Raw genomic sequence first — 22,029 nt, 5'->3', positions numbered from 1 at the left:
TTCGCGGCTATGCCCGGATCGATCTGAGTGCTCTCTTTCTGTGTGACAGGATTTTTAAACTATGCGGGAACATTATCATCTGTATGTCTTCTCGCGGGTCAATACTCCTTGAGGAGATGGTATGGCCAGAAGTCGAATCGGCGCTCGAAAACGGAACACGGACCGCGATTGTCGCCGTCGGTTCAATCGAACAGCACGGCCCTCATCTCCCGTTGAACATGGACACATTGGACGGTGACGAACTCTCGCGGCGGATTGCGGAGAAACTAGGGGACGCGATTGCTGCGCCGACGATTCGGCCTGGATGCTCGGGGCATCATATGGAGTTCCCGGGAACAATCACTGTCCCGCCCGAGACATTGATGGATGTGATCCGGGCATATTGTCGGTCGCTCGATGAACACGGCTTCGAACACATCGTCCTTGTCCCGACCCACGGTGGGAACTTCGGCCCAGTCAAAACTGTCGCACCCGATGTCGGCCGAGAAATCGAGGCCACCGTGATTCCCCTCGCTGACCTTGACGAGCATATGCAGTTACTGAATGATGGCCTCAGTGAGGCAGGAATCGACTACCATCAAGATGTGATTCACGCCGGCGCAGCCGAGACAGCGGTGGTGTTGGCGGTAAATGAGGACTTGGTCAAGATGGAGAACATCGAGCCCGGCCCCGAAGGAAAGATCTCTACCGCTCGCCTTCTCAGCGAGGGGTTCAAAACAATCACCCAAAACGGTGTGCTTGGCGATCCGGCTGAAGCAACCGCTGAAGCTGGCGAAACTATCATTCAGAACGTGGTGGATACCTACGTTGATCACATCGAGAACGAACGTCGTTCTGTGTAGATACTCGTCACCACCGAAGTTGAACGATTAATGGGCAAGCGAATTCTACCGGCTGATTCAGGATATAGACGGAGAAAGTAACATTGTTCAGGTGCTGACTACATCCTCCGTATCTCGCACGCCGATCCTATCAATAATTAAGGATTTCAACGGAGCCGGCTATTTATCAACGGATGAATGAGGCCTCGGAGGCGTTCCCTACCGGTCCCTACGCTTTGACCTTCTCGCGGAACCGCTCGCGGACCTTCTCAACCTTCGGCTGCGCGTGCATCGTACAGTAGGCGTCGGCCGGGTTCTTCTCGAAGTAGTCCTGGTGTTTCTCCTCGGCGCGGTAGAACGTCTCCAGCGGTTCGACCTCGGTCACGACCTCGTCGTCGTAGCCGCCCTCCTCGTCGAGGGCCGCCACGTACTCCTCCGCGAGCCGCCGCTGCTCGTCGTCGTGAGAGAGCACGATCGAGCGGTACTGGCTCCCAACGTCCGGGCCCTGTCGGTTCAGTTGCGTCGGGTCGTGGACCGTGAAGAACACTTCGAGGATGTCCTCGTAGGAGAGGGCGTCGGCGTCGTACTCGACCTGGACGACCTCCGCGTGGCCGGTGTTGCCGGTACACACCTCGCGGTAGGTCGGGTCGTCCGCGTGGCCGCCGGCGTAGCCGGAGGTGACGCTTTCGATCCCGTCGAGCTGCTTGAACGCCGCCTCGACGCACCAGAAGCAGCCGCCGCCGACCGTCGCGGTCTCGGTCTCTGTCATGGGACCCCGTTGGCGTCGCAGACGTATTAATGACCCGCGGCGTGCGGCGCGTGTGCCGGCTGGCGATCCACAGCTAACTCGAATCGCGGTCACGACGTGCCGGACCCCGTCCGAGGAATCAGCGAACCGAGGCACCAAGTTCTCCGAGCGGAGATGTCCCCTAGATGATCGAGTGGTTCGGTGGTGGCGAAAACGTTCTATCCATGCTCATCCCGCTGGTCGGGATCTGCGTCATCGTGGTTGCCGAACGAGTGACCGGGACCAACCGCGCCAAACGGTACGTCCTCCCGGCGTTCGTCCTCTGGTTCGGCCTCCGAGCCGTGATCGGACTCGAACAGGGACCGATCGTTTCGCTTCCCCCTCCGATCGGGCTCCTCCTCGCCGTCTCGCTTCTGGTCGGGTTCCTGTCGCTGCTGCTGTACGGGTTCTACGTCCTGTGGGCGGGACGGGACCCGATCGCCTCACGCGCGTGACCTCGTGTCCGGCGGTCGGGCTCCGACCGCCCCCGTCGCCGAACGCGTTCGCCCGGCAACCCTGCGGTCGAACGGTAGACCTTTGCCGTCGCCCGCTCCAGTCCCGGTATGGTCTCGCTGGGACTGGTGGTGGCGCGGTTCAACGACTCCGTCACGGAGCCGATGGCCGAGGCCGCCCGCGAGGCGGCGGCCGACCGCGACGCCGTCGTCGTCGACGAACTGAGCGTGCCGGGCGCGTACGACAGCCCGCTGGCCGCCGACCGCCTCGCGCGCCGCGAGGACGTCGACGCGGTCGCGGTCGTCGGCGCCATCGTCACCGGCGACACCGACCACGACCGGGTCATCGCGACCGCGACCGCCGAGAAGCTCACCGACGTGAGCCTCGACCGGGACACGCCGGTCACCTTCGGCGTGAGCGGCCCCGGGATGTCCGGCGCGGAGGCGCGCGAGCGGATCGACAAGGGCGCGGACGCGGCCGCGGCGGCGATCGACCTCGCCGAGGAACTCGACTGACACCCACGAGCCGACTACACACGACACATGAGCGACGCATACGACTTCTCGGAGCGGATCGGACGCGTAGAGCCCAGCGCGACGCTGGCGATATCGAACCTCGCGGCGGAGAAGGAGGCCGAAGGAGCCGACATCGTCGACCTCTCGGTCGGCGAGCCCGACTTCGACACCCCGGAGAACGTCGTCGAAGCGGGCAAGGACGCGCTCGACGCGGGCCACACGGGATACACCTCCTCGAACGGCGTGCCCGAACTCAAGGAGGCGATCGCGGCGAAGCTCCGCGGCACCGGGATCGACGCCGACGCGGACGAGGTGATCGTCACCCCCGGCGGCAAGCAGGCGCTGTACGAGACGTTCCAGACGCTGATCGACGAGGGCGACGAGGTCGTGCTCCTCGACCCCGCGTGGGTCTCCTACGAGGCGATGGCGAAGCTCGCCGGCGGCGACCTCTCTCGGGTCGACCTCGCGCCGCACGGGTTCCAGCTGGAGCCCGCGCTCGACGAGCTCGCCGAGACGGTCTCCGACGACACCGAACTCCTCGTCGTCAACTCCCCGTCCAATCCCACCGGCGCGGTGTTCTCCGAGGCCGCGATGGAGGGCGTTCGCGATCTCGCCGTCGAGCACGACGTCGCGGTCATCTCCGACGAGATATACGAGCGCATCGTCTACGACGCCGAGCACGTCTCGCTCGCGAGCCTCGACGGGATGGCCGACCGCACGGTGACGATCAACGGCTTCTCGAAGGCGTACTCGATGACCGGCTGGCGGCTCGGCTACCTCCACGCCACCGACGAGTTCGTCGGCGAGGCGGGGAAGCTCCACTCCCACTCCGTCTCCTGCGCGACGAACTTCGTCCAGCGCGCCGGGATCGAGGCCTTAGAGAACACCGAGGCGGCGGTTGAGGAGATGCGCGACGCCTTCGCCGACCGCCGCGACCTCCTCGTCGACCTGTTCGACGAGCACGGCGTCGACGTCGACGTCGGCGACGGCGCGTTCTACATGATGATCCCCGTCGACGACGACGATCAGGCGTGGTGCGAGGCGGCGATCGAGGAGGCCGCGGTCGCCTGCGTCCCCGGGAGCGCGTTCAACGCCCCGGGCTACGCGCGCATCTCCTACGCCGCGAGCGAAGAGCGCCTGCGCGAGGCGGTCGACCGCCTCGTCTCGAACGACCTGCTGTAGCGGGGGACGGTCTCCGGACCGGCGCGTCGCGGCCGGCGCACCGCCGCGCTCTCGGGAGCCCTCCCGGTCGACGCATCGCCTCGCTTTTCGTCAGTGCGTCGTCGCTGAATTCTCCAGCTGAGCGGCCGCATCCCCCAGTAGCGCGAATCTGCGGTGCGTTTTTACCGCTGCTCCGCGAAGTTTCAACTCGGTGGTACGATGTACGACAACATACTGTTCCCGACGGACGGAAGCGCCGGCTCGGAAGCGGCGGCGGCACACGTGAGCGAACTCGCGTCGGCGTTCGACGCGACGGTCCACGTGGTCCACGTCGTCGACACCCGCGAGGGCGGCCTCGGCGTGAGCGGGGCGTTCGTCCACGAAGACAGCCAGGCGATGAGCGGGGTCTCGCCGGAGACGGGCTACATCGGCAGACACGAGGACGTCGACGCCGACGAGGTCGAGGCCGAGCTCACCGCTCACGCGAGAGAGCTCGTCGGGGCCGCGGCGGAGTCACCGGACGACATCGACATGACGACGGCCGTCGAGATGGGGACCCCTCACTCGGCGATCCTCCAGTACGCCGACGACCACGACGCCGACCTCATCGTGATGGGGACCCACGGCCGCACCGGCGTCGAGCGCTACCTGCTGGGGAGCGTCACAGAGAAGGTCGTGCGGCTGGCGGACGCGCCCGTCGTGACGGTCCGGGCGGACGAATCGGACGGCGAGTGACGGTCGCTCCGTCACCGCAGCACATTTTCCCGGCGCCCCGCAACGGGACCGCATGGACGAGGCCGAGCGAGAGGCGATACTCGACCGGGTCACCAGCCAGAGCGCGACGGTCGGCGCGTCGGTCCCGGACGAGGTCACCATCGACGGCACCGCGGTCGACCTCTCCGAGTTCATCGTGGAGACGCGCGCCGTCGACACGGTCCCGCCGGAGGTCGAGCGCAAGGTGTCGTCGGTGAAGTCGACGCTCCGCGCCGAGCGCGAGCGTCGGATGGCCCGGCTGCGAGGCGAAGGCGCCGAAACCAACGCGGGCGACACCCCCGATGACCCCCCGCTCGACCGTGAGACCGCCGAACGGCTCGCGGACGAGATCGTCGGGATCGACCGGGCGCTGAACGCATTGGAGACGATCCGCCACCCCGACTTCGCCGACGAGCACCGCTCCGCGACGCTGGACGGCCACGAGCGCTGGCTCGCCTTCGTCGACGAGGTCCGGTGATCGCGGGCCTCGGCGGGCGTCCGATGCGACGTTCCGAAACCCTTACTCCCGGTCCGGGACACCTGCTCGTATGAGCGATACGTCCGAGTCGACGGATGACGCGGGGGAGTCCTCCGACGGGGGCGACGACGCCGCGGCCGCCGTCGACGCCGAGGAGGTCCGTCACGTCGCCGACCTGGCGCGCGTCCGGCTCGCCGACGACGAGGTCGACGAGTTCGCGGCGCAGTTCGGCGACATCTTAGAGTACTTCGAGGCGCTCGACGAGGTCCCCGAGACCGAACGCGAGGAGGACCTCGTCAACGTGATGCGCCCCGACGAGGTCCGCGACGGCCTCTCGCAGGAGGAGGCGCTCGCGAACGCCGAGGAGACGGAAGACGGCTTCTTCGTCGGCCCGAAGGTGTCGTAGATGGCGGCCGACATCAACGCCTTCGTGACGGAGGAGCGGATCGAGGGCGACGCGGACGCGGACGGTCCCCTCGCGGACGCGACCGTGGCGGTGAAGGACAATATCTCCACCGAGGGGGTCCGGACGACCTGCGGCTCGGAGATGCTCGCCGACTACGTCCCGCCCTACTCCGCGACCGTGGTCGACCGGCTGACCGACGCGGGCGCGACGGTCGTCGGGAAGACGAACATGGACGAGTTCGGGATGGGGACGACGACCGAGACCTCGGCGTTCGGCCCCACCCGGAACCCGGTCGACACCGACCGCGTCCCGGGCGGCTCCTCGGGCGGCTCCGCGGCCGCGGTCGCGGCGGGCGAGGCGGACATCGCGCTCGGCTCCGACACCGGCGGCTCGGTGCGCTGTCCGGCCGCGTTCTGCGGCGTCGTCGGGATCAAGCCGACGTACGGGCTCGTCTCCCGGTACGGGCTCATCGCGTACGCGAACTCGCTCGAACAGATCGGGCCGATCGCGGGCACCGTCGAGGAGGCCGCCGCAGCGCTCGATGTCATCGCCGGCGACGACCCCCACGACGGGACGACCCGCGACCTGCGCGAGGTCGAGGGCGCGGACCCGGACGCGAGCTACGCCGCGGCCGCGGACGGCGACGTGGCGGGGCTGACGATCGGCGTCCCCACGGAGCTGTTCGAGGGCGCCGACGAGCGCGTCGTCGAGACGGTCGAGGCCGCGATCGCGGACCTCGAAGCGCAGGGCGCGGAGACGACCGACATCTCCCTGCCGTCCGTCGAGCACGCGGTCCAGGCGTACTACGTGATCGCGATGGCGGAGGCGTCCTCGAACCTCGCGCGCTTCGACGGGGTCCGGTACGGCCACCGGAGCGACGCCGACGGCAACTGGAACGAGTCGTTCGCGGAGACGCGCGAGGAGGGGTTCGGGGCGGAGGTCAAGCGCCGGATCCTCCTCGGCACGTACGCGCTCTCGGCCGGGTACCACGACAAGTACTACGAGAAGGCGCAGGACGCCCGCGCGTGGGTCCGGCAGGACTTCGAGGCGGCGTTCGACGAGGTAGATGTCATCGCCTCGCCGACCATGCCGGTCCTCCCCTTCGAACTAGGCGAGAGCCTCGACGACCCGCTGCGGATGTACCTCGCCGACGCGAACACGACGCCGGCCAACCTCGCGAATCTCCCAGCGATCTCGGTCCCCGCCGGCGAGGCCGACGGGCTCCCGGTCGGGCTCCAGCTCGTCGGGCCGAAGTTCGGCGAGGAGACCATCGTCCGCGCCGCGAGCGCGGTTGAAGACAGATGAGCCTCACGGACGAGGAGCGGGACCGACTGGCGGACGTGGTCCGCCTCCAGCCGACGAAGAACGGCGAGCTCCAGGACGCCTGGGAGATGGAGAGCGGCAGCGAGGTCCACGGCTACCTCGAGAACCACCTGAAGGAGTACTACTACCGCGACGACGACAGCCTGATCCGCGCGACGGCGGAGGCGAACGACCTCGTCGACGTCGAGCCCGGGGTCGAGCCCGACGCGGTCGCGCGCGGCGCGGTCCCGGAGACGATCCGCGTCTCCGAGCTGGAGTCGCGGGTCACCGAGGTGCTCGCCGGACCGGACGAGCGGTCGCAGTCCGTCGTGAGCGTGCTCAACGCGCTCCGCGAGGCGTTCGACGCCGATCCCGAGGTGGACGCGGTGCGGCGGGCGCTCCGCAGTCTGGAGCGCAAGAACGTCGTCGAGGTGGTTTACCGCACCGTGCCGACGTTCCGGCTGGCGGTCGCGCGCGACGAGATCACGGTCGAGGTCGAGGAGTAGGCGCCCGTCGGCCGACCGAGTGCCGATACGATTTTGTACCGGCACGGAAACCGTCCTCCCAATGAGCGACGCCGCCACTCCCCGCGAGCGGTTTCGCCGCAACGCGAGCAGCATCGCCGCGACGGTGGTCACCGGCACGTGGCTCGGCGCCCTCCTGGCCGGGTTCGACTGGTGGCTCGGGTTCATGCTGTTCGGGTACATCGTGATCATTCCGGTCGTCTCGATGTTGTTCGACGAGGAAGCGGAGGACTCGCTCGCCGTCGAGCCCGAGGCCGAGTCGACCCCCGTCGAACGCGGAGAGACGGCGGAGCGCGGCGAGGCGGCCGGCGACACCACGGACGCCCTCGAACGCCTGCGGACCCGGTACGCGAACGGTGACCTCACCGACGAGCAGTTCGAGCGGAAGCTCGATCGCCTACTGGAGACCGAGACGCCGGAGGACGCCGCCGAGTGGGCGGAGCGGAACCGCGCCGCGGCTCCGGAACGCGAAGCCGAGCGGGAGCGGTGACGCGGGGCGCCGCGCCGCTCCGACGCGACCGGCGCGACCGAACCTCAAGCTTCAATGCGCGCGGCCGACTCGACCGCGTATGAGCGACCACGAACTGCGGAAGGAGGCGCACGACCTCGACGTGACCGTCTGGGTCGGGAAGAGCGGCGTCGACGCGGTCGTCGACGAGCTTGCCGACCAGCTCGACGACCGGAAGCTGGTGAAGGTGAAGTTCCTTCGGGCGGCCCGCGGCGGCACGTCGACCGACGAACTCGCCGACGAGCTCGCCGAGGCGGTCGGCGCCGACCTGATCGAGACGCGCGGCAACACGGCGGTGCTCCACTGATGGGCGCCCCCGCGGGCGCGTCCGGAGTCGTCGCGGTCGCGGGGACGCTGGAGCCGTACCTCGGTCCGCTGGCCGACATCGTCGTCGACGCCGCGATCTTCCTCGCCGTCGTCACCGCGACGTACGTCCTGTACAAGGCGGCCGTCAAGCCGCTCGTCCGCCGGGTGTTCGACCGACAGGGGCTCGACGAGCACGCCCGGCGCCCGCTCCAGAAGATCGTGGCGTTCCTCGTCCTGTTCGCCGGCGTCACGGTCGCGTTCGGCGCGGCGGGCTACCAGGGGTTCCTGCGCTCGCTCGCGACGATCGCGGCGGCGGCGACGCTCGCGATCGGCTTCGCGCTCCAGGACGTGATCAAGAACTTCGTCGCGGGCGTGTTCATCTACACGGACAAGCCGTTCCGCATCGGCGACTGGATCGAGTGGAACGGCAACTCGGGGGTCGTCGAGGACATCTCTTTCCGGGTCACCCGCGTGCGCACCTTCGACAACGAACTGCTTACGGTGCCGAACCACGCGCTGACGAGCGACGTGGTGAAGAACCCGGTCGCGAAGAAGACACTGCGGCTGAAGTTCGTCTTCGGGATCGACTACGAGGACGACGTGGAGAAGGCGACGGACATCATCGTCGAGGAGGCCGAGAGGAGCGACGCGATCCTCGAAGACCCCGCGCCGTCGGTCCGGCTGACCGAACTGGCCGACTCGTACGTCGGCCTCCAGTCGCGGATCTGGATCGACGACCCCTCGCGGGCGGACTTCGTAAAGGCGCGCGCCGACTACGTGAAGGCCGTCAAGGCGCGCTTCGACGAGGCGGGCATCTCGATCCCGTTCCCCCAGCGCACCGTCTCGGGACGCAACGAGTGGACGGATCCCTCGTCGTTCGGCGGAGACGATTGAAGCGGCGGCCGCGGCGGAGAACTCCCGCTCGGTGGAGCGGCGTCACCCGGCAGGGCGGCGCCTCGAACCGTCTGGCGGCGTCTTCCCCGTCGCTGGCGCGCTGAGTACGCCCGAGCACCGATAGTAACGAACTTCAAGGTCGGGTCTCTGGGTTGGTCCATGTACGTGGTCGTCATCGGGGCCGGCGAGGTCGGGACGAGCATCGCCGCGAGTCTCGCGTCGGACCACGAGGTCGTCGTCGTCGACGTCGATCCGGACCGGGCGGAACAGCTCAAGTACGAGCTCGACGTGCTCACCATCGCCGGGGACGGGACGTCCTCTGAGATCCAGTCGGCCGCCGACGTCGACCGCGCGGACATGGTCATCGCGTGTACCGACGACGACCAGACGAACCTCGTCGCGTGCGGGGCCGCGAAGACGCTCGGCGACGGGTTCACCATCGCCCGCGTGAAAAGCACCGAGTTCCTCCGCACCTGGCAGGGCAGCGAGGGCGCGTTCGGCGTCGACTTCATGGTGTGTACGGACCTGTTGACCGCGGAGAACATCGTCCGCGTCATCGGGCTCCCGGCGGCGATCGACGTCGACCCGTTCGCCGGCGGGCTCGTCCAGATGGCGGAGTTCGAGATCGGCGAGGGGAGCCCCGTCGCTGGACAGACCGTCTCGGAGGCCGACCGGTTCGAGTCGCTCACCTTCGTCGGGCTGTTCCGCGACGGCGAGATGACGATCCCCCGCGGCGACACGGACATCGTCGTCGGCGACCGCGCGGTGGTGGTCGGAAGCCCCGAGAGCGTTCAGTCGTTCGCGACCGACATCGCGCCCGAGGCGACGCCGGACGACGCCGACGAGATCGTCGTCGTCGGCGGCAGCGAGATCGGGTATCAGACCGCCCGGCTGCTGGAGGAGCGGGACTTCACGCCGCGGCTGATCGAGCGCGACGCCGACCGCGCGCGGTGGCTCGCCGAGAACCTCCCGGACACCGTCGTGATGGAACACGACCCCACCGACACCGAGTTCCTCTCCCGCGAACACGTCGACGAGGCCGATATCGTCGTCACGGCGCTCGGCTCCGACGAGAAGAACCTGCTCATCTCCGTGCTCGCCAAGCGCCTCGGCGTCGACCGCGTGATCGCCGTCGTCGACAGCCCCGACTACGTCACCGTCTTCGAGGAGATCGGCATCGACATCGCGATCAATCCCCGGACGGTCACCGCCGAGGAGATCACCCGGTTCACCTACGAGAGCGTCGCGGAGAACATCGCGGTGTTGGAAAACGACCAGGCGGAGGTCCTCGAACTCGAACTCACCGAGGGGTGCGGGCTCACGGGACGACCGATATCGGACATCGTCGCGGAGAGCGATGCGCGGTTCGTTATCGGCGCGATCACGCGCAACCACCAGCTGGTCACCCCGCGCGGGGACACCGTACTTCAGGCCGGTGACCACGTGATACTCCTCGTGGAGTCCGACTCGGTCGGACAGATCGCCTCGATGGCGTGACCGCCTCCACGTGAGTACCACGATCCGCGTCGGCTGGCGGGCGAGCGTGGGACTCACCGGCGACGTCCTCGCCGCCCTCCCGGTTCCGCTCGCGTTTCCGCTGCTGATAGCCCTCTACTACGGCGAGCCGCCCGTGCCGTTCCTCGCGGCGATCGCCGCCTCGCTCGCGCTCGGTGCGGCGTTCCGGTCGGTACGGGACCCCGAGGGAGACCTCGGCCCGCGGGAGGCGTTCCTCGCGGTGGCGCTGATCTGGTTCCTCGTCGCCGCCGTCGGCGCGATCCCCTTCGTCGTCGCGGGCGTCGGCACGGTCGCGCACCCGGTGAACGCGCTGTTCGAGTCGATGAGCGGACTCACCACGACGGGCGCGACGGTGCTGCGCGACTTCTCGCTCCACTCGCGGTCCGTCATGATGTGGCGGCAGGTGATCCAATGGCTCGGCGGCCTCGGAATCCTGATCCTGGCGACCGCGGTGCTCTCCGAGATCGGCGTCGGCGGGGCACAGCTGATGGAGTCGGAGTCACAGACGCAAGACGTCAACAAGCTCACGCCGAAGATATCGCGGACCGCACAGCTCATCTGGGGGATCTACTTCGGGCTCACCGGCCTCGCGATCGCGGTGTACTTCCTGCTCGGGCTCGCCGTCGACCCGCGGATGGACCTGTACAACGCGGTCGCGCACGCGTTCACGTCCGTCGCGACCGCCGGCTTCTCGCCGGAGCCGCTCTCGGTCGGCGCGTTCCACCCGCTGATCCAGTGGGCGGTCGTCCCGTTCATGGTGATCGGCTCGACCAGTTTCGTCCTCATCTACTTCGCCATCAACGGCGAGCCGATGCGCCTGCTGCGAAACGAGGAGTTTCACTTCTACCTCGGCGCGATGGCGACGTTCGCGTCGATCGTCGGGGGCGCGCTGTTCCTCGATCCGAGCGTCACCTTCGGCGCCGAGGCGACGATCCGCCACGCAGTGTTCAACGTCGCGTCCATCGTGACGACGACCGGGTACGCCAGCACCGACTACGTGCTGTGGGCGCCCGCTGCGAAGCACATGCTGTTCATGGGGATGTTCGTCGGCGGGATGGTCGGGTCGACCACCTGCTCGATCAAGTCGCTGCGTTGGCTGGTCGCGCTGAAGTCGTTCCGCCGGGACCTCTTCACCGCGATCCACCCGGAGTCCGTTCGCCCGGTCCGGATATCGGGGGAGCCGGTCGACGAGGGCGCGATCCGCGACATCTACGCGTACCTCCTCTTGAGCATCGTGATCTTCTTCCTGCTCGCCGTGGTCATCGTCGTCGACGCCGAGCGGGCGAACCTGCGCGTGACCGAGTTCGAGGCGCTCGGGGCCGCGGCGACCACGTTCCTCAATATCGGCCCGGCGTTCGGCGACGCGGGCCCGTACGGGACGTTCGCGACGTTCCCGCTGAGTACGCGGGCCGTGATGATCGTCCTGATGTGGATCGGCCGGATCGAGATCATCCCGGTCCTCGTGTTGTTCACGAAGGCGTTCTGGACCTCCTGAGTCAAGGCGGCTCTCCCGTCGTCCCCCCTTCGACAGTTTAATACAGCGAACGGGCGACCGCCATACCGTTCGAGTATCATGTCTTGGGGCGTCAACTGGAAGGCGAGTGTCGGGCTTCTCGGCGTCGGCATCAAGTACCTCGCCGTCACGCTGCTTGTTCCTCTGGTGGTGGCGCTCGTGTACGGCGAAGACATCTGGGTCTTTCTGGTCTCCATGGCGATCGTCGCGGGGCTCGGCTTCGCGGTCGAGCGAGTCGACCCCGACCCGGATCTCGGTCCCCGCGAGGCGCTGCTGTTCGTCTCGCTCGCGTGGATCGCGGCGGCGGTCATCGGCACTATCCCGTACCTGATAGCCGGCTACGGGACCGCGTCGACGATCGGTCTCCAGACCGGGTCCGTCGGCGCGTTCACGGAGTCGATCGCCAACGCGCTGTTCGAGTCGATGAGCGGGTTCACCACGACCGGTGCGACCGTCCTCGGTGAGATCAGCACCGACCGGCACTCGCACGCCGTGCTGATGTGGCGGCAGCTGACGCAGTGGCTCGGCGGGATGGGGATCATCGTCCTGATGATCGCGATCCTCCCCGAGGTCGCCGTCAACGGCGCCCAACTGATGGAGTCGGAGGCGCCCGGGCCGGAGCTACAGAAGCTCACCCCGAAGATAGCCGAGACCGCGCGGGCGCTCTGGCTCATCTACTTCGGGTTCACCGTGGTGTACATCGCGATCCTGTACGGGCTCCACCTCGCCGGGATGGCGCCGAAAATGAACCTGTTCAACGCGATCGCGCACGGGTTTACGACCCTCCCGACGGGCGGGTTCTCCCCGAAGGCCGACAGCGTCGCGGCGTTCTCGGCCGTCGTCCAGTGGGTCGTCATCCCCTTCATGCTCGTCGCCGGCGTCAACTTCGCGCTGTTCTGGCACGTGCTACGCGGCGAGGTCGAGACGATGGTGAAGAACGCGGAGTTCCGCGCGTACGCCGGGGCCGTCGCGGTCGTGACCGCCGTGCTCGCGGTGTTGCTGTTCCGCGGCGCGGCGCCGCCGATCGAGCTCGGCGGGGCGACCCAGGGGGTCGCCGAGAACTCGCTCCGGCAGGCGGCGTTCCAGATCGCGTCGCTGCTGAACTCGACGGGGTACGCCACCGCCGACTTCGCGCAGTGGAACGCCGACGCACAGATTCTCCTCATGTTCGCGATGTTCATCGGCGGTTCCGCCGGCTCGACCGGCGGCGGCGTCAAGATCGTACGGTGGCTGATCGTCGGAAAGGCGATCCGGCGCGAGCTGTTCACCTCCGCCCACCCCGACGTCGTCCGGCCGGTCCGCCTCAGCGGGAACGTCGTCGACGAGGACGCGATCCGCGGCATCATGGCGTTCACCATCCTGTACCTCGTCCTGTTCGGCGTCTCGGCGGTGTTCCTGTCCCTCGACGCGAGCCGGATCGGCGTCCAGCTGACGATGTTGGAGTCGACGAGCGCGTCGCTCGCGACGATCGGAAACATCGGCCCCGGGTTCGGTCGCCTCGGGCCGTTCGGAAGCTACCTGTTCTTCCCGGACACGTCGAAGCTGCTGATGATCTTCCTGATGTGGGTCGGTCGGCTGGAGATCGTCCCGGTGCTGGCCGTGTTCATCTCGGCCGTGGACGGTCGGTGAGGACCGTCTCGGACCCGAATGGGTCCCGATACGTCCCTAGCGAGGTGCCTGCTATCGGGCCAACCGAGGTTCGGAGTACGTATCTTCTTAACCGACCGGAGTATCGGTGTTCGTATGACGAGTACAGCCGATCCCGACGGGCAGAATCTCCTCGGCCACGTCCTCCTCCCGGTCGCGAACGAGGAGGACGCGCTGGCGACGGCGCGGGCGCTCGAACCGTACGACCCGGAGCGCGTGACCGCGCTCCACGTGGTCGAGAAGGGCGAGGGCGTCCCGGACAAGACGCCCGTCGAACAGTCGGAGGAACTCGCCGAGGAGTCGTACGCCGCGGTCCGGCGCGTGTTCCCGGACGCCGGCGACCACACCGCGTACGCTCGCGACATCGCCGGTGCGATCTTCGACGCCGTCGACGAGGTCGGCGCGAGCGCGATCGGCTATCGCTCTCGCGGCGGCAACCGCCTGTTCCGGTTCCTCTCGGGCGATGTCTCGCTCGAACTCGTGACTGAGTCGCACGTGCCCGTGGTCGCGCTTCCGCGCGGGGGAGCGGCCGACTGAGTCGGCCGCCTCCCGGTCCGCCGCGACCGCTCGTGCCGCGGCGTCCGATCGCTCCGTTGTGTCGGGGAACGGTAGGTTTTCGTCGATCCTTTTTGAACACGTGTCGTATGTACGTGATCGTCGTGGGCGCGGGCGACATCGGGACCCCGCTCGTCGACCTCGCGACCGACAGCGGCAACGAGGTCGTCGTCATCGAGCGTGACGAGGAACGGGCGGAGCGGGCGTCGCGGCAGTACGACTGCCTCGTCCTTAACGACGACGCGACCTCGAAGGAGACCCTCCAAGACGCCGGGGCCGAACGGGCCGACGCGCTCATATCGACGACGGATCAGGACGCGACGAACATCATGGTCTGTCTGCTGGCCCAGGAGCTGTCGGTCCCGAACATCGTCTCGGTCGTCCACAACCCCGAGCACATGAGCGTGTTCGAGCAGATCGGCGTCAACACGATGCAGAACCCCCAGAGCCTGATCGCGGAGTACCTCTACCGGGCGGTGAGCCGGCCGTCGGTCGTCGACTTCATGCACATCGGCGAGGAGGCGGAGGTGTTCGAGATCACCGTGGGAGGAGACGCCCCGATCGCCGGGAAGACGCTCCGCGAGGCGGACGAGGCGGACCTCATCGGCGGCCAGACGCTGATCGTCGCCGTCGAGCGCGACAGATCGGAGGCCCCGATAACGCCGCGCGGGGAGACCCGCATTCACGAAGGCGACATGCTCACCGTGTACTCCGGCGTCGGCGCGACCGCCGAGGTGACCGACGTGTTCGGGCACGCGGAGGATCGCGACTGAGATGCCCGACCGGAACGGCAACCGATTCCCAACCGATCTCGGCGTCATCGCCCGGGACATCGGCTCGCTCCTCCTGATGGAGGCCGGGCTGATGACCGTCACGGTGGTCGTCGCGCTCGGGTTCGGAGAGCTCCACGCGGCGCTCGGCTTCCTCCTCGCGGGCGGGGTGACGGCGCTCGTCGGCGGCGCCGCGAACAGGCGGTTCGCCGACGCCCCGGAGCCGAAAATGAAACACGGGATGGTGATCGCGGCCGGCGGCTGGCTCATGGTCGCCCTCTTCGGCGGCCTGCCGCTGTTCCTCACGGCGTGGACGACGCCAGCGGCCGCGATGGACGCGTTCGTTCCGACGGCCGCGGACACCGCCTCGTGGGAGCCGATCGGGGTCGGCGGGACGACGACCCTCTCCAGTCTCGCGTACTTCCGCGACCCGCTCCACGCCTTCTTCGAGAGCATGAGCGGGTGGACCGGGAGCGGGCTGACGATGGCCGTCCACGAGCCGTCGCTGCCGCGGGCGGTGCAGTGGTGGCGCTCGTTCATCCAGTGGGTCGGCGGGGTGGGCGTCATCGTCCTCACGGTCTCGATTCTCTCGCGTCCCGGCAGCGGGAGCTACGCCCTCTACCGCAGCGAGGCGCGCGAGCGGAAGATCCACCCGAGCGTCGTCTCGACGGTCCGGACGGTCTGGAAGCTCGTGGTGGCGTACACGCTGTTGGCCTTCGCGGCGCTGTTCGTCGCGATCCGGGCGAGCGAGAGCGCGTACGCCGAGTCGCTCTCGCTCGGCGAGACGGCGTGGCAGGCGCTCAACCACGCGATGACCGGGCTCACGACCGGCGGGTTCTCCGTCACGGACAACTCGATCGCGACGTACGGCTCCCCGCTAGTTGAGGCGACGCTGCTGCCGATCATGGTGCTCGGCGCGATCGCGTTCCCGGTCCACTACGTCGTGCTCAGCGACCGGAACGTGCGCGAACTGGCCGCAGACCTCCAGACGAGGTGGCTGTTCACGCTGCTGGGCGCGGGCGTCGTCGTGCTCTCGGTACAGAACGTCGCGTCCGCCGAGATAGCGTCGAGCGCGTTCTCGACGGGATCGTTCTTCCCGCTCTCCGCGTCTCCCCTCGACTGGGCGCAGCTCGACGCCGTTCGGGACTCGACGTTCCAGTGGATCAGCGCGCTCACGTGTACCGGCTTCCAGTCCGCACCGATCGGCCGCTGGGTCGCCGGCGCGAAGGTGTTGGTCGTCGGCGCGATGACGCTCGGCGGCGCGGCGGGGTCGACCGTCGGCGGTATCAAGATCGTCCGCGGGTACACGGTCGCCCGGGGCATCGTCTGGCAGTTCTCACGCGTGTTCCTCCCGAAGAACGCGGTCGTCACCGCGCGGCTGGGCGACCGAACGCTGGACCGCGAGGCGATGGAGCGCGAGTTCGGCGAGGCGGCCATCGTCACCCTGCTGTGGCTCCTCGCGCTCGTCGCCGGCAGCCTCGTCCTCGTCAACGTCGCCGGGCCGGAGTTCGGCTACGCCGACGCGCTGTTCGAGGTCGCGAGCGCGCAGGGGAACGTCGGCCTCTCGACGGGGATCACGGGGCCCTCGATGTCGCCGGCCGCCGAGGGGATGTTCGTCCTGAACATGTGGATCGGCCGGTTGGAGATTATCCCGGTGCTGGTGTTCGTCCGGGCCGGGATCTGGGGGCTGAACCCCTGACGGCCGACTCTCTCTCGACGTCGTAGCTCGTCTCGCTCACACCTCTCGCTCGTGAACCGTCCCCATGAACGACCAGTGTACCTTGCTGGTCCCGTCCGGATGCGGCTCCTCCGTGACGTGGTAGAGGTAGGGCCCGTGTGGGCAGTCGTCGCAGCCGTCGGCGCAGCGGAACTGCTTCACCACCTCGGTGTAGCCGTCGTGCTCGGTGACGCGGAGGATGTCGTCGTTGTCCTCCGGGTCGATCGGGAGTTCCGCCTCCCCGTGGAAGTGGAGCAGTTCCTGCGCGTGGACGATGGCCTTCCGGAGCTCTCCCGGCGTACACTCGCGCAGCTCCGCAACGAGCTTCGGCGGGAGTCCTTCGGGCGGCGTCGGGCGCTCGGCGGCATCTGTCATAGCCGGCACTTCGACTCGGTCCCATATAATGGATCCGTGGGGGGTCGGGAGGGCGCCGGGTCCTTCCAAAATATAATGAATATTTATACGCGACCGGCGGGTAACGGGCGGTATGTACGACGACGAGGAGCTCTCCCAGATCCGCGAGGCGAAGGCGTCGTGGGAGGCGGAAACGCTCGACCCGACGCTCGACCGCCACGGGGAGCGGAGCGAGCGGTTCGCGACCGTGTCGAACCGCGAGGTCGACCGCATCTACACGCCCGACGACGTCGCCGACCTCGACTACGAGGAGGACCTCGGCTTCCCGGGCGAGCCGCCGTACACCCGCGGGGTCTACCCGACGATGTACCGCGGGCGCACGTGGACGATGCGGCAGTTCGCGGGGTTCGGCACCGCGGAGGAGACGAACGAGCGGTTCCACTACCTGATAGACGAGGGGCAGACCGGGCTCTCGACCGCGTTCGACATGCCCTCGCTGATGGGGATCGACTCCGACGACAAGATGTCGCTCGGCGAGGTGGGCAAGGAGGGCGTCGCGGTCGACACGCTCCGCGACATGGAGGTGCTGTTCGACGGCATCGACCTCGCGGAGGTGTCCACCTCGTTTACTATCAACCCGAGCGCCCCGGTGATCTACGCGATGTACGTCGCGCTCGCCGACCAGCGCGGAGTCCCGCGCGAGAAGCTCCGGGGGACCCTCCAGAACGACATGCTCAAGGAGTTCATCGCGCAGAAGGAGTGGGTGGTCCCGCCGGCGCCGTCGCTCGAGCTGGTGACGGACACGATCGAGTTCGCCGTCGCGGAGACGCCGAAGTTCAAACCCATCTCGGTGTCGGGGTACCACATCCGCGAGGCGGGGTCGACCGCGGTCCAGGAGCTCGCCTTCACCCTCGCCGACGGCTTCGCCTACGTCGAGGCGTGCCTCGACCGCGGGCTCGACGTCGACGAGTTCGCCCCTCAGCTCTCCTTCTTCTTCAACTCGCACAACTCCCTCTTCGAGGAGGTCGCGAAGTTCCGCGCGGCGCGCCGGATCTACGCGACGGTGATGGATGAGTGGTACGGCGCCGAGGCCGAGGCGTCGAAACAGCTGAAGTTCCACACCCAGACCGCCGGGCAGTCGCTGACGGCCCAACAGCCGCTCAACAACGTCGCGCGCGTCACGATCCAGGCGCTCGCGGGCGTGCTGGGCGGCACGCAGAGCCTCCACACCAACTCGTTCGACGAGGCGCTCGCGCTCCCCTCCGAGCAGGCGGTCCGCGTCGCGCTCCGGACCCAGCAGATCATCGCCGAGGAGTCCGGCGCGGCCGACATCGTCGACCCGCTCGGGGGCTCGTTCGCGGTCGAGTCGCTCACCGACGAGACGGAGGCGGCAGCGATGGAGTACATCGAGGAGATCAAAGAGATGGGCGACGGCTCCGTACGCGACGGCGTCCTCCGGGGGATCGAGCAGGGGTACTTCCACCGCGAGATCCAGGAGTCGGCCTACGAGTACCAGGAGCGCGTCGACGAGGGCGACGAGACGGTCGTCGGCGTCAACGCCTACGAGATCGACGAGGACACGCGGCCGGACCTGCTGAAGGTCGACGAGACAACCCGCGAGCGACAGCTCGATCGGCTCGAATCGGTGAAGGCCGAACGCGACGACGACGCGGTCGAGAGCGCGCTCGACGACCTCCACGACGCCGTCGAGGCCGGGGAGAACGCCATGCCCGAGATCGTCGCGGCGGTGAAGGCGTACGCGACGATGGGCGAGATAATGGCGGTGTTCGAGGAGGAACACGGCACGTACCGCGAGCGGATCGGCGTCGCCTGACGCGAAAAACCGAGGGAGTCGGACCGACTGCGCTGCGCCGTCCCGACCGGTCGCTCGCTACGCCGTCTCGACCGGTCGCGCGGACTCCGCGCACCACGCGTTGCCCCGGCGGCCCGCCCGCCTGAGGTCGAGTTCGACGACCGAGCCGGCGTCGAGCGCGGACAGCTCGGCCTCCACGTCGGGGTCGTCGTACTCGACGACGTACAGCGTCCCGTTGCGCGGGTACTCGCGGAGCGTGATCGCCCCGTGGTCGTTGCACGCGTCGACGACAGTGTACTTGCCAGTGCGGTCCATCCCGTCCCGAGCTACGCCGTGGTTTATGTTAACAGTTGTGCGTGTGGACGCGCCGACCGCACGCGACGGCCGCGAACGGTCCACTTTAATCGGCGCGTCGCCTCGCTCGCGTATGACGGAGACGGAGATCCCCGAGGACCACCCGCGGTACGCGTCGCTCGTGACGCGCCACCGGATCGAGGCGGGCGTCGAGCAAGGGATCACCTCGAAGCAGGGGCTGATCGCGCAGGGGCGCGGCGAGGCGTTCGACTACCTCCTCGGCGAGCGCACGCTCCCGAGCGCCGACGCGGCCGCGCGCGCCGCTGCCGCGACGCTCCTGCTCGCGGAGCGGCCCGTGATCTCGGTGAACGGGAACGTCGCGGCGCTCGCGCCGGCGGAGACGGTCGACCTCGCGGAGGCGGTCGACGCGGACTTGGAGGTGAACCTGTTCAACCACACCGACGAGCGCGTCCGGCGGATCGCTGACCACCTCCGGGAGCACGGCGCCGACGAGGTGAAGGGGCTCGCCGGCGACGGCGAGATCCCCGGGCTCGACCACGCCCGCGGCGTCGTCGACGCCGACGGGATCGAGGCGGCCGACGCCGTCGTGGTCCCGCTGGAGGACGGCGACCGCGCCGCCGCGCTCGACGCGATGGGAAAGACGGAGATCGTGATCGATCTCAATCCGGGAAGCCGCTCGCCGCAGACCGCCGACGTGCCGATAATCGACAACCTGCTGCGCGCGGTGCCGAACGTCGCCGCTCACGCGCGCGACCTCGCGGACGCGACGCCAGCCGAACTGGAGCGGATCGCCGACGAGTTCGACGCGGATGCGGCCCTCGACGCCGCCGAGGCGGCGATCCGCGAGGGGTCGTTCGCCGACGGGGACGGGGCGTAGTCCGGGCACAACCCTCGCCGGAAGGCAAAAGCCTCCGCCGCTCCTAGCGGGAGTATGGAACTCGACGAGACGGACCGGGCGATCCTGCGGATCCTCCAGGAGGACGCGCGGACCCCGTTCTCGGAGGTCGCACGCCGGATCGACATGTCCAGCGCCACCGTCCACGACCGGGTCAGCCGCCTCGAAGAGGCGGGCGTCATCCGCGGGTATCACGCCGACATCGACCCGAAGGCGGTCGGTCACGGCGTCGGCGCCTTCGTCGGCCTGCGAGTCGAACAGGGCCGCGAGGAGGACGCGCTCGAACGGCTCCGGGGAATCGACGGCGTGCGCGAGATACACCTCACCACCGGCGAGTGGGACGTCATCCTCCGCGTCGTCGCGGCCGACACCGACCGGCTCCGGGAGCTGATGTTCGAACGGATCGCGGAGACCGAGGGATTCTCGCGCTCGCAGACGATGGTGATCCTCGGCACCGACTACGAGCAGCCCGGACCGCCGTTATAACTCGACCCGGGGCGGGGACAGTCGTCGGGACCGCTCGGTCGTGTCGGCCCCCGGTCGCTCGTTCGCGCCCGCCTCCGGCCGTCCGGGACCGGAACGCTCAACTCGGGACCTCTCCGAACGGTGACCATGAGCACAGCTGTCGCGGACGGGCTCGACCTGTCCCCGGAGCGCGCGTGGGCGGCAGTCGTCGGGGGGGTCACGGCGCTTTTGGCGATCGGGTCGGTCGTCTTCCCGCGTGTCGTCTACGACCGGTTCCTCTGGCGCTACTTCTGGGGACCGGTGGTCGCGGACGGCGAGGGCGCGCAGTGCGCCGTCCGCGAGGCGGGCGGCACCACGGAGCTGCTCGGCAGCAGCGCGGCGTGCCAGTCGGCGCGGAGCGCCGGCGAGGTCGTCGCCGCTCCGGGGTACACCACCCTCTCGACGGTGAGCTACGTCGTGATCCTGTTGGCGATGCTGGTCGGCGTCGTCTTCCTCCTCCGCCGGCTCGACATCGCGACGGAGCTTCGGTTCTTCTACGCGCTGTTCCCGTTCATGCTGTTCGGCGGGGCGATGCGGACGGTCGAGGACGCGGGGGTCGCGGCGACCGCCGCCGGCGCCGAGCCGCTGATCCCGTTCCCGGCGAGCGCGGTGTTGATCAGCCCGTTCATCTACTTCACCGTGTTCCTGTTCACGCTGGCGTGCGTCCTCGCGGCGTACGGGCTCGAACGGCGCGGCGCCGTCGACGACTACGCGCGCCCGCTGTTCGGGTCGGGCGCCGCGGGGCTCGCGCTCGCGGTCGGCTACCTCGCGTACCTCGCGGCCACGACCGGCTACGTCACGTTCTACCCGCAGGTGCTCGTCCCGACGCTCGCCGTTGCGACCGCCGCGACCGCGGGCACGTGGGCGCTCGCGACGCGCCAGATTCCGACGATCCGACAGGGGACCGGTGCGGCGGGGGTCGTGATCATCTGGGGACACGCGGTCGACGGCGTCGCGAACGTAATCGGGCTCAACTGGATGCCCGCACTGACCGGCACCGCGAACCTCGTCCCGAAACACGTCGTCAACGCGCTCATCGTCGATTGGACCGGGCGGCTGCTCCCCGATTCGATCCTCGCCGTCACCGGCGACGCGTGGCCGTTCCTCCTCGTGAAGCTGGCGGCCGCGACGTTCGTCGTCTGGGTGTTCAACGGCGAGATGAAGGCGGAGTCGCCGCGCTACACGCTGCTGTTGTTGATTACCGTGCTGGCCGTCGGACTGGGCCCCGGGACGCGGGACATGCTGCGCGCGACGTTCGGGGTTTAAATGGCGGGCGGTTAATCCCCGTAGTTCAGGACGCTCGCAGATCCGCTCGTTTATCCCGAGATCGGATTACTGGCAGTCGGAAACCGAATTTGACACAATGAACGGGCACGCCAGAATTATGCTTCTCGGAAGTCTCGGTCTGATTATTAGCGTCCCCATTTGGTATACGATTATATCCTCCGAGGAATTTTTACCGGACGTTTTCTTGAATCCGAGCCTGCTATTCTGGCTGATATTCGGGTTTGTCGTTTTCCTGT

General features: G+C 68.3%; 25 protein-coding genes. 22 read left to right on the top strand and 3 right to left on the bottom strand.

All coding sequences use genetic code 11. The features are described from left to right. Positions 1-83 precede the first annotated feature (83 nt). Positions 84-842, top strand: a complete 759-nt coding sequence (locus EXE52_RS01525) for a creatininase family protein (RefSeq protein ID WP_086216466.1) — start codon at positions 84-86, stop codon at positions 840-842. Positions 843-1,050: 208 nt separating this feature from the next. Here EXE52_RS01525 and msrA read toward each other — a convergent pair whose 3' ends face one another. Then, positions 1,051-1,590 carry a peptide-methionine (S)-S-oxide reductase MsrA gene (msrA, locus tag EXE52_RS01520; protein ID WP_049930066.1) on the bottom strand — a complete coding sequence of 180 codons (540 nt, stop codon included), beginning with the start codon at positions 1,588-1,590 and terminating at the stop codon, positions 1,051-1,053. A 164-nt stretch (positions 1,591-1,754) separates the two neighbouring features. Between msrA and EXE52_RS01515 the strand changes: the two genes are divergently transcribed. The 17 genes from EXE52_RS01515 to EXE52_RS01435 all read left to right on the top strand — a co-directional run bounded on the left by EXE52_RS01515 (position 1,755) and on the right by EXE52_RS01435 (position 16,607). Next, a complete protein-coding gene (locus EXE52_RS01515; RefSeq protein WP_089307832.1) occupies positions 1,755-2,063 on the top strand; it encodes a hypothetical protein in 309 nt (102 codons plus the stop codon). Positions 2,064-2,171: 108 nt separating this feature from the next. Continuing rightward, complete coding sequence (gene ribH, locus EXE52_RS01510) at positions 2,172-2,576, top strand: 6,7-dimethyl-8-ribityllumazine synthase (protein WP_049930063.1); 405 nt, start codon at positions 2,172-2,174, stop codon at positions 2,574-2,576. 27 nt (positions 2,577-2,603) lie between these two features. Further along, positions 2,604-3,758, top strand: a complete 1,155-nt coding sequence (locus EXE52_RS01505) for a pyridoxal phosphate-dependent aminotransferase (protein ID WP_049930061.1) — start codon at positions 2,604-2,606, stop codon at positions 3,756-3,758. 198 nt (positions 3,759-3,956) lie between these two features. Continuing rightward, positions 3,957-4,472 carry a universal stress protein gene (locus tag EXE52_RS01500; protein WP_049930059.1) on the top strand — a complete coding sequence of 172 codons (516 nt, stop codon included), beginning with the start codon at positions 3,957-3,959 and terminating at the stop codon, positions 4,470-4,472. 52 nt (positions 4,473-4,524) lie between these two features. After that, positions 4,525-4,968: a DUF5788 family protein gene (locus EXE52_RS01495; protein ID WP_089307831.1), complete on the top strand. Its 444-nt coding sequence runs from the start codon at positions 4,525-4,527 to the stop codon at positions 4,966-4,968. Positions 4,969-5,038: 70 nt separating this feature from the next. After that, positions 5,039-5,374 carry an Asp-tRNA(Asn)/Glu-tRNA(Gln) amidotransferase subunit GatC gene (gene gatC / locus EXE52_RS01490; RefSeq protein ID WP_089307830.1) on the top strand — a complete coding sequence of 112 codons (336 nt, stop codon included), beginning with the start codon at positions 5,039-5,041 and terminating at the stop codon, positions 5,372-5,374. Further along, positions 5,375-6,679, top strand: coding sequence for an Asp-tRNA(Asn)/Glu-tRNA(Gln) amidotransferase subunit GatA (gatA, locus tag EXE52_RS01485; protein WP_089307829.1), 1,305 nt, complete (start codon positions 5,375-5,377; stop codon positions 6,677-6,679). Further along, a complete protein-coding gene (locus EXE52_RS01480; RefSeq protein WP_089307828.1) occupies positions 6,676-7,182 on the top strand; it encodes a DUF5797 family protein in 507 nt (168 codons plus the stop codon). The genes gatA and EXE52_RS01480 overlap by 4 nt, the downstream gene beginning before the upstream one ends. 61 nt (positions 7,183-7,243) lie before the next feature. Then, the gene (locus tag EXE52_RS01475) at positions 7,244-7,690 is read left to right on the top strand and encodes an SHOCT domain-containing protein (RefSeq protein ID WP_086216473.1); all 447 of its coding nucleotides are present in this window, start codon (positions 7,244-7,246) and stop codon (positions 7,688-7,690) included. 79 nt (positions 7,691-7,769) lie between these two features. Continuing rightward, entirely contained in the window at positions 7,770-8,015 is a 246-nt protein-coding gene (locus EXE52_RS01470) for a YhbY family RNA-binding protein (protein ID WP_049930052.1), read from the top strand. Beyond that, positions 8,015-8,908 (top strand): mechanosensitive ion channel family protein, encoded by an 894-nt coding sequence (locus tag EXE52_RS01465; protein WP_049930051.1) that lies wholly within the window; start codon positions 8,015-8,017, stop codon positions 8,906-8,908. Before EXE52_RS01470 ends, EXE52_RS01465 begins: the two co-directional genes overlap by 1 nt. Before the next feature lie 159 nt (positions 8,909-9,067). After that, entirely contained in the window at positions 9,068-10,405 is a 1,338-nt protein-coding gene (gene trkA, locus EXE52_RS01460) for a Trk system potassium transporter TrkA (protein ID WP_049930049.1), read from the top strand. A 10-nt stretch (positions 10,406-10,415) separates the two neighbouring features. Next, positions 10,416-11,918, top strand: coding sequence for a TrkH family potassium uptake protein (locus EXE52_RS01455; protein ID WP_089307827.1), 1,503 nt, complete (start codon positions 10,416-10,418; stop codon positions 11,916-11,918). A 78-nt stretch (positions 11,919-11,996) separates the two neighbouring features. Beyond that, positions 11,997-13,565: a TrkH family potassium uptake protein gene (locus EXE52_RS01450; protein ID WP_089307826.1), complete on the top strand. Its 1,569-nt coding sequence runs from the start codon at positions 11,997-11,999 to the stop codon at positions 13,563-13,565. Positions 13,566-13,679: 114 nt separating this feature from the next. Continuing rightward, the gene (locus EXE52_RS01445) at positions 13,680-14,120 is read left to right on the top strand and encodes a universal stress protein (protein ID WP_049930046.1); all 441 of its coding nucleotides are present in this window, start codon (positions 13,680-13,682) and stop codon (positions 14,118-14,120) included. Between the two features lie 92 nt (positions 14,121-14,212). Further along, a complete protein-coding gene (locus EXE52_RS01440) occupies positions 14,213-14,911 on the top strand; it encodes a TrkA family potassium uptake protein (protein ID WP_342764947.1) in 699 nt (232 codons plus the stop codon). Position 14,912: 1 nt separating this feature from the next. Continuing rightward, positions 14,913-16,607 carry a potassium transporter TrkG gene (locus EXE52_RS01435; RefSeq protein ID WP_089307825.1) on the top strand — a complete coding sequence of 565 codons (1,695 nt, stop codon included), beginning with the start codon at positions 14,913-14,915 and terminating at the stop codon, positions 16,605-16,607. Between the two features lie 36 nt (positions 16,608-16,643). Here EXE52_RS01435 and EXE52_RS01430 read toward each other — a convergent pair whose 3' ends face one another. After that, complete coding sequence (locus EXE52_RS01430; protein WP_049930042.1) at positions 16,644-17,000, bottom strand: hypothetical protein; 357 nt, start codon at positions 16,998-17,000, stop codon at positions 16,644-16,646. Positions 17,001-17,112: 112 nt separating this feature from the next. Between EXE52_RS01430 and EXE52_RS01425 the strand changes: the two genes are divergently transcribed. Next, complete coding sequence (locus tag EXE52_RS01425; protein WP_089307824.1) at positions 17,113-18,813, top strand: methylmalonyl-CoA mutase; 1,701 nt, start codon at positions 17,113-17,115, stop codon at positions 18,811-18,813. A 57-nt stretch (positions 18,814-18,870) separates the two neighbouring features. On the opposite strand, the gene EXE52_RS01420 is transcribed toward EXE52_RS01425, so the two are convergent. Beyond that, positions 18,871-19,107, bottom strand: a complete 237-nt coding sequence (locus tag EXE52_RS01420; RefSeq protein WP_049930038.1) for a hypothetical protein — start codon at positions 19,105-19,107, stop codon at positions 18,871-18,873. Between the two features lie 112 nt (positions 19,108-19,219). On the opposite strand from EXE52_RS01420, the gene EXE52_RS01415 reads away from it, so the two are divergent. From EXE52_RS01415 to EXE52_RS01405, 3 genes are all read left to right on the top strand, one after another. After that, entirely contained in the window at positions 19,220-19,984 is a 765-nt protein-coding gene (locus EXE52_RS01415; RefSeq protein ID WP_086216481.1) for a phosphopantothenate/pantothenate synthetase, read from the top strand. Between the two features lie 54 nt (positions 19,985-20,038). Next, positions 20,039-20,488, top strand: coding sequence for an Lrp/AsnC family transcriptional regulator (locus EXE52_RS01410; protein WP_006113217.1), 450 nt, complete (start codon positions 20,039-20,041; stop codon positions 20,486-20,488). A 126-nt stretch (positions 20,489-20,614) separates the two neighbouring features. Continuing rightward, positions 20,615-21,772, top strand: a complete 1,158-nt coding sequence (locus tag EXE52_RS01405) for a DUF63 family protein (protein ID WP_089307823.1) — start codon at positions 20,615-20,617, stop codon at positions 21,770-21,772. Positions 21,773-22,029: the final 257 nt, after the last annotated feature.

Source organism: Halorubrum sp. CGM4_25_10-8A, assembly GCF_005435025.1.
GTDB lineage: Archaea > Halobacteriota > Halobacteria > Halobacteriales > Haloferacaceae > Halorubrum > Halorubrum ezzemoulense.
The sequence above is the reverse complement of the archived record's forward strand: the minus strand, read 5'-3'. Positions and strand labels throughout refer to the sequence as shown.

Coding starts and splice junctions, on each gene's coding strand:
- EXE52_RS01505 (WP_049930061.1), top strand. CDS start 2,604: ATGAGCGACGCATACGACTTCTCGGAGCGGATCGGACGCGTAGAGCCC.
- gatA (WP_089307829.1), top strand. CDS start 5,375: ATGGCGGCCGACATCAACGCCTTCGTGACGGAGGAGCGGATCGAGGGC.
- EXE52_RS01405 (WP_089307823.1), top strand. CDS start 20,615: ATGAGCACAGCTGTCGCGGACGGGCTCGACCTGTCCCCGGAGCGCGCG.
- EXE52_RS01525 (WP_086216466.1), top strand. CDS start 84: ATGTCTTCTCGCGGGTCAATACTCCTTGAGGAGATGGTATGGCCAGAA.
- EXE52_RS01430 (WP_049930042.1), bottom strand. CDS start 17,000: ATGACAGATGCCGCCGAGCGCCCGACGCCGCCCGAAGGACTCCCGCCG.
- EXE52_RS01425 (WP_089307824.1), top strand. CDS start 17,113: ATGTACGACGACGAGGAGCTCTCCCAGATCCGCGAGGCGAAGGCGTCG.
- EXE52_RS01500 (WP_049930059.1), top strand. CDS start 3,957: ATGTACGACAACATACTGTTCCCGACGGACGGAAGCGCCGGCTCGGAA.
- ribH (WP_049930063.1), top strand. CDS start 2,172: ATGGTCTCGCTGGGACTGGTGGTGGCGCGGTTCAACGACTCCGTCACG.
- EXE52_RS01415 (WP_086216481.1), top strand. CDS start 19,220: ATGACGGAGACGGAGATCCCCGAGGACCACCCGCGGTACGCGTCGCTC.
- EXE52_RS01435 (WP_089307825.1), top strand. CDS start 14,913: ATGCCCGACCGGAACGGCAACCGATTCCCAACCGATCTCGGCGTCATC.
- msrA (WP_049930066.1), bottom strand. CDS start 1,590: ATGACAGAGACCGAGACCGCGACGGTCGGCGGCGGCTGCTTCTGGTGC.
- EXE52_RS01450 (WP_089307826.1), top strand. CDS start 11,997: ATGTCTTGGGGCGTCAACTGGAAGGCGAGTGTCGGGCTTCTCGGCGTC.
- EXE52_RS01445 (WP_049930046.1), top strand. CDS start 13,680: ATGACGAGTACAGCCGATCCCGACGGGCAGAATCTCCTCGGCCACGTC.
- EXE52_RS01470 (WP_049930052.1), top strand. CDS start 7,770: ATGAGCGACCACGAACTGCGGAAGGAGGCGCACGACCTCGACGTGACC.
- gatC (WP_089307830.1), top strand. CDS start 5,039: ATGAGCGATACGTCCGAGTCGACGGATGACGCGGGGGAGTCCTCCGAC.
- trkA (WP_049930049.1), top strand. CDS start 9,068: ATGTACGTGGTCGTCATCGGGGCCGGCGAGGTCGGGACGAGCATCGCC.
- EXE52_RS01465 (WP_049930051.1), top strand. CDS start 8,015: ATGGGCGCCCCCGCGGGCGCGTCCGGAGTCGTCGCGGTCGCGGGGACG.
- EXE52_RS01420 (WP_049930038.1), bottom strand. CDS start 19,107: ATGGACCGCACTGGCAAGTACACTGTCGTCGACGCGTGCAACGACCAC.
- EXE52_RS01515 (WP_089307832.1), top strand. CDS start 1,755: ATGATCGAGTGGTTCGGTGGTGGCGAAAACGTTCTATCCATGCTCATC.
- EXE52_RS01480 (WP_089307828.1), top strand. CDS start 6,676: ATGAGCCTCACGGACGAGGAGCGGGACCGACTGGCGGACGTGGTCCGC.
- EXE52_RS01495 (WP_089307831.1), top strand. CDS start 4,525: ATGGACGAGGCCGAGCGAGAGGCGATACTCGACCGGGTCACCAGCCAG.
- EXE52_RS01475 (WP_086216473.1), top strand. CDS start 7,244: ATGAGCGACGCCGCCACTCCCCGCGAGCGGTTTCGCCGCAACGCGAGC.
- EXE52_RS01410 (WP_006113217.1), top strand. CDS start 20,039: ATGGAACTCGACGAGACGGACCGGGCGATCCTGCGGATCCTCCAGGAG.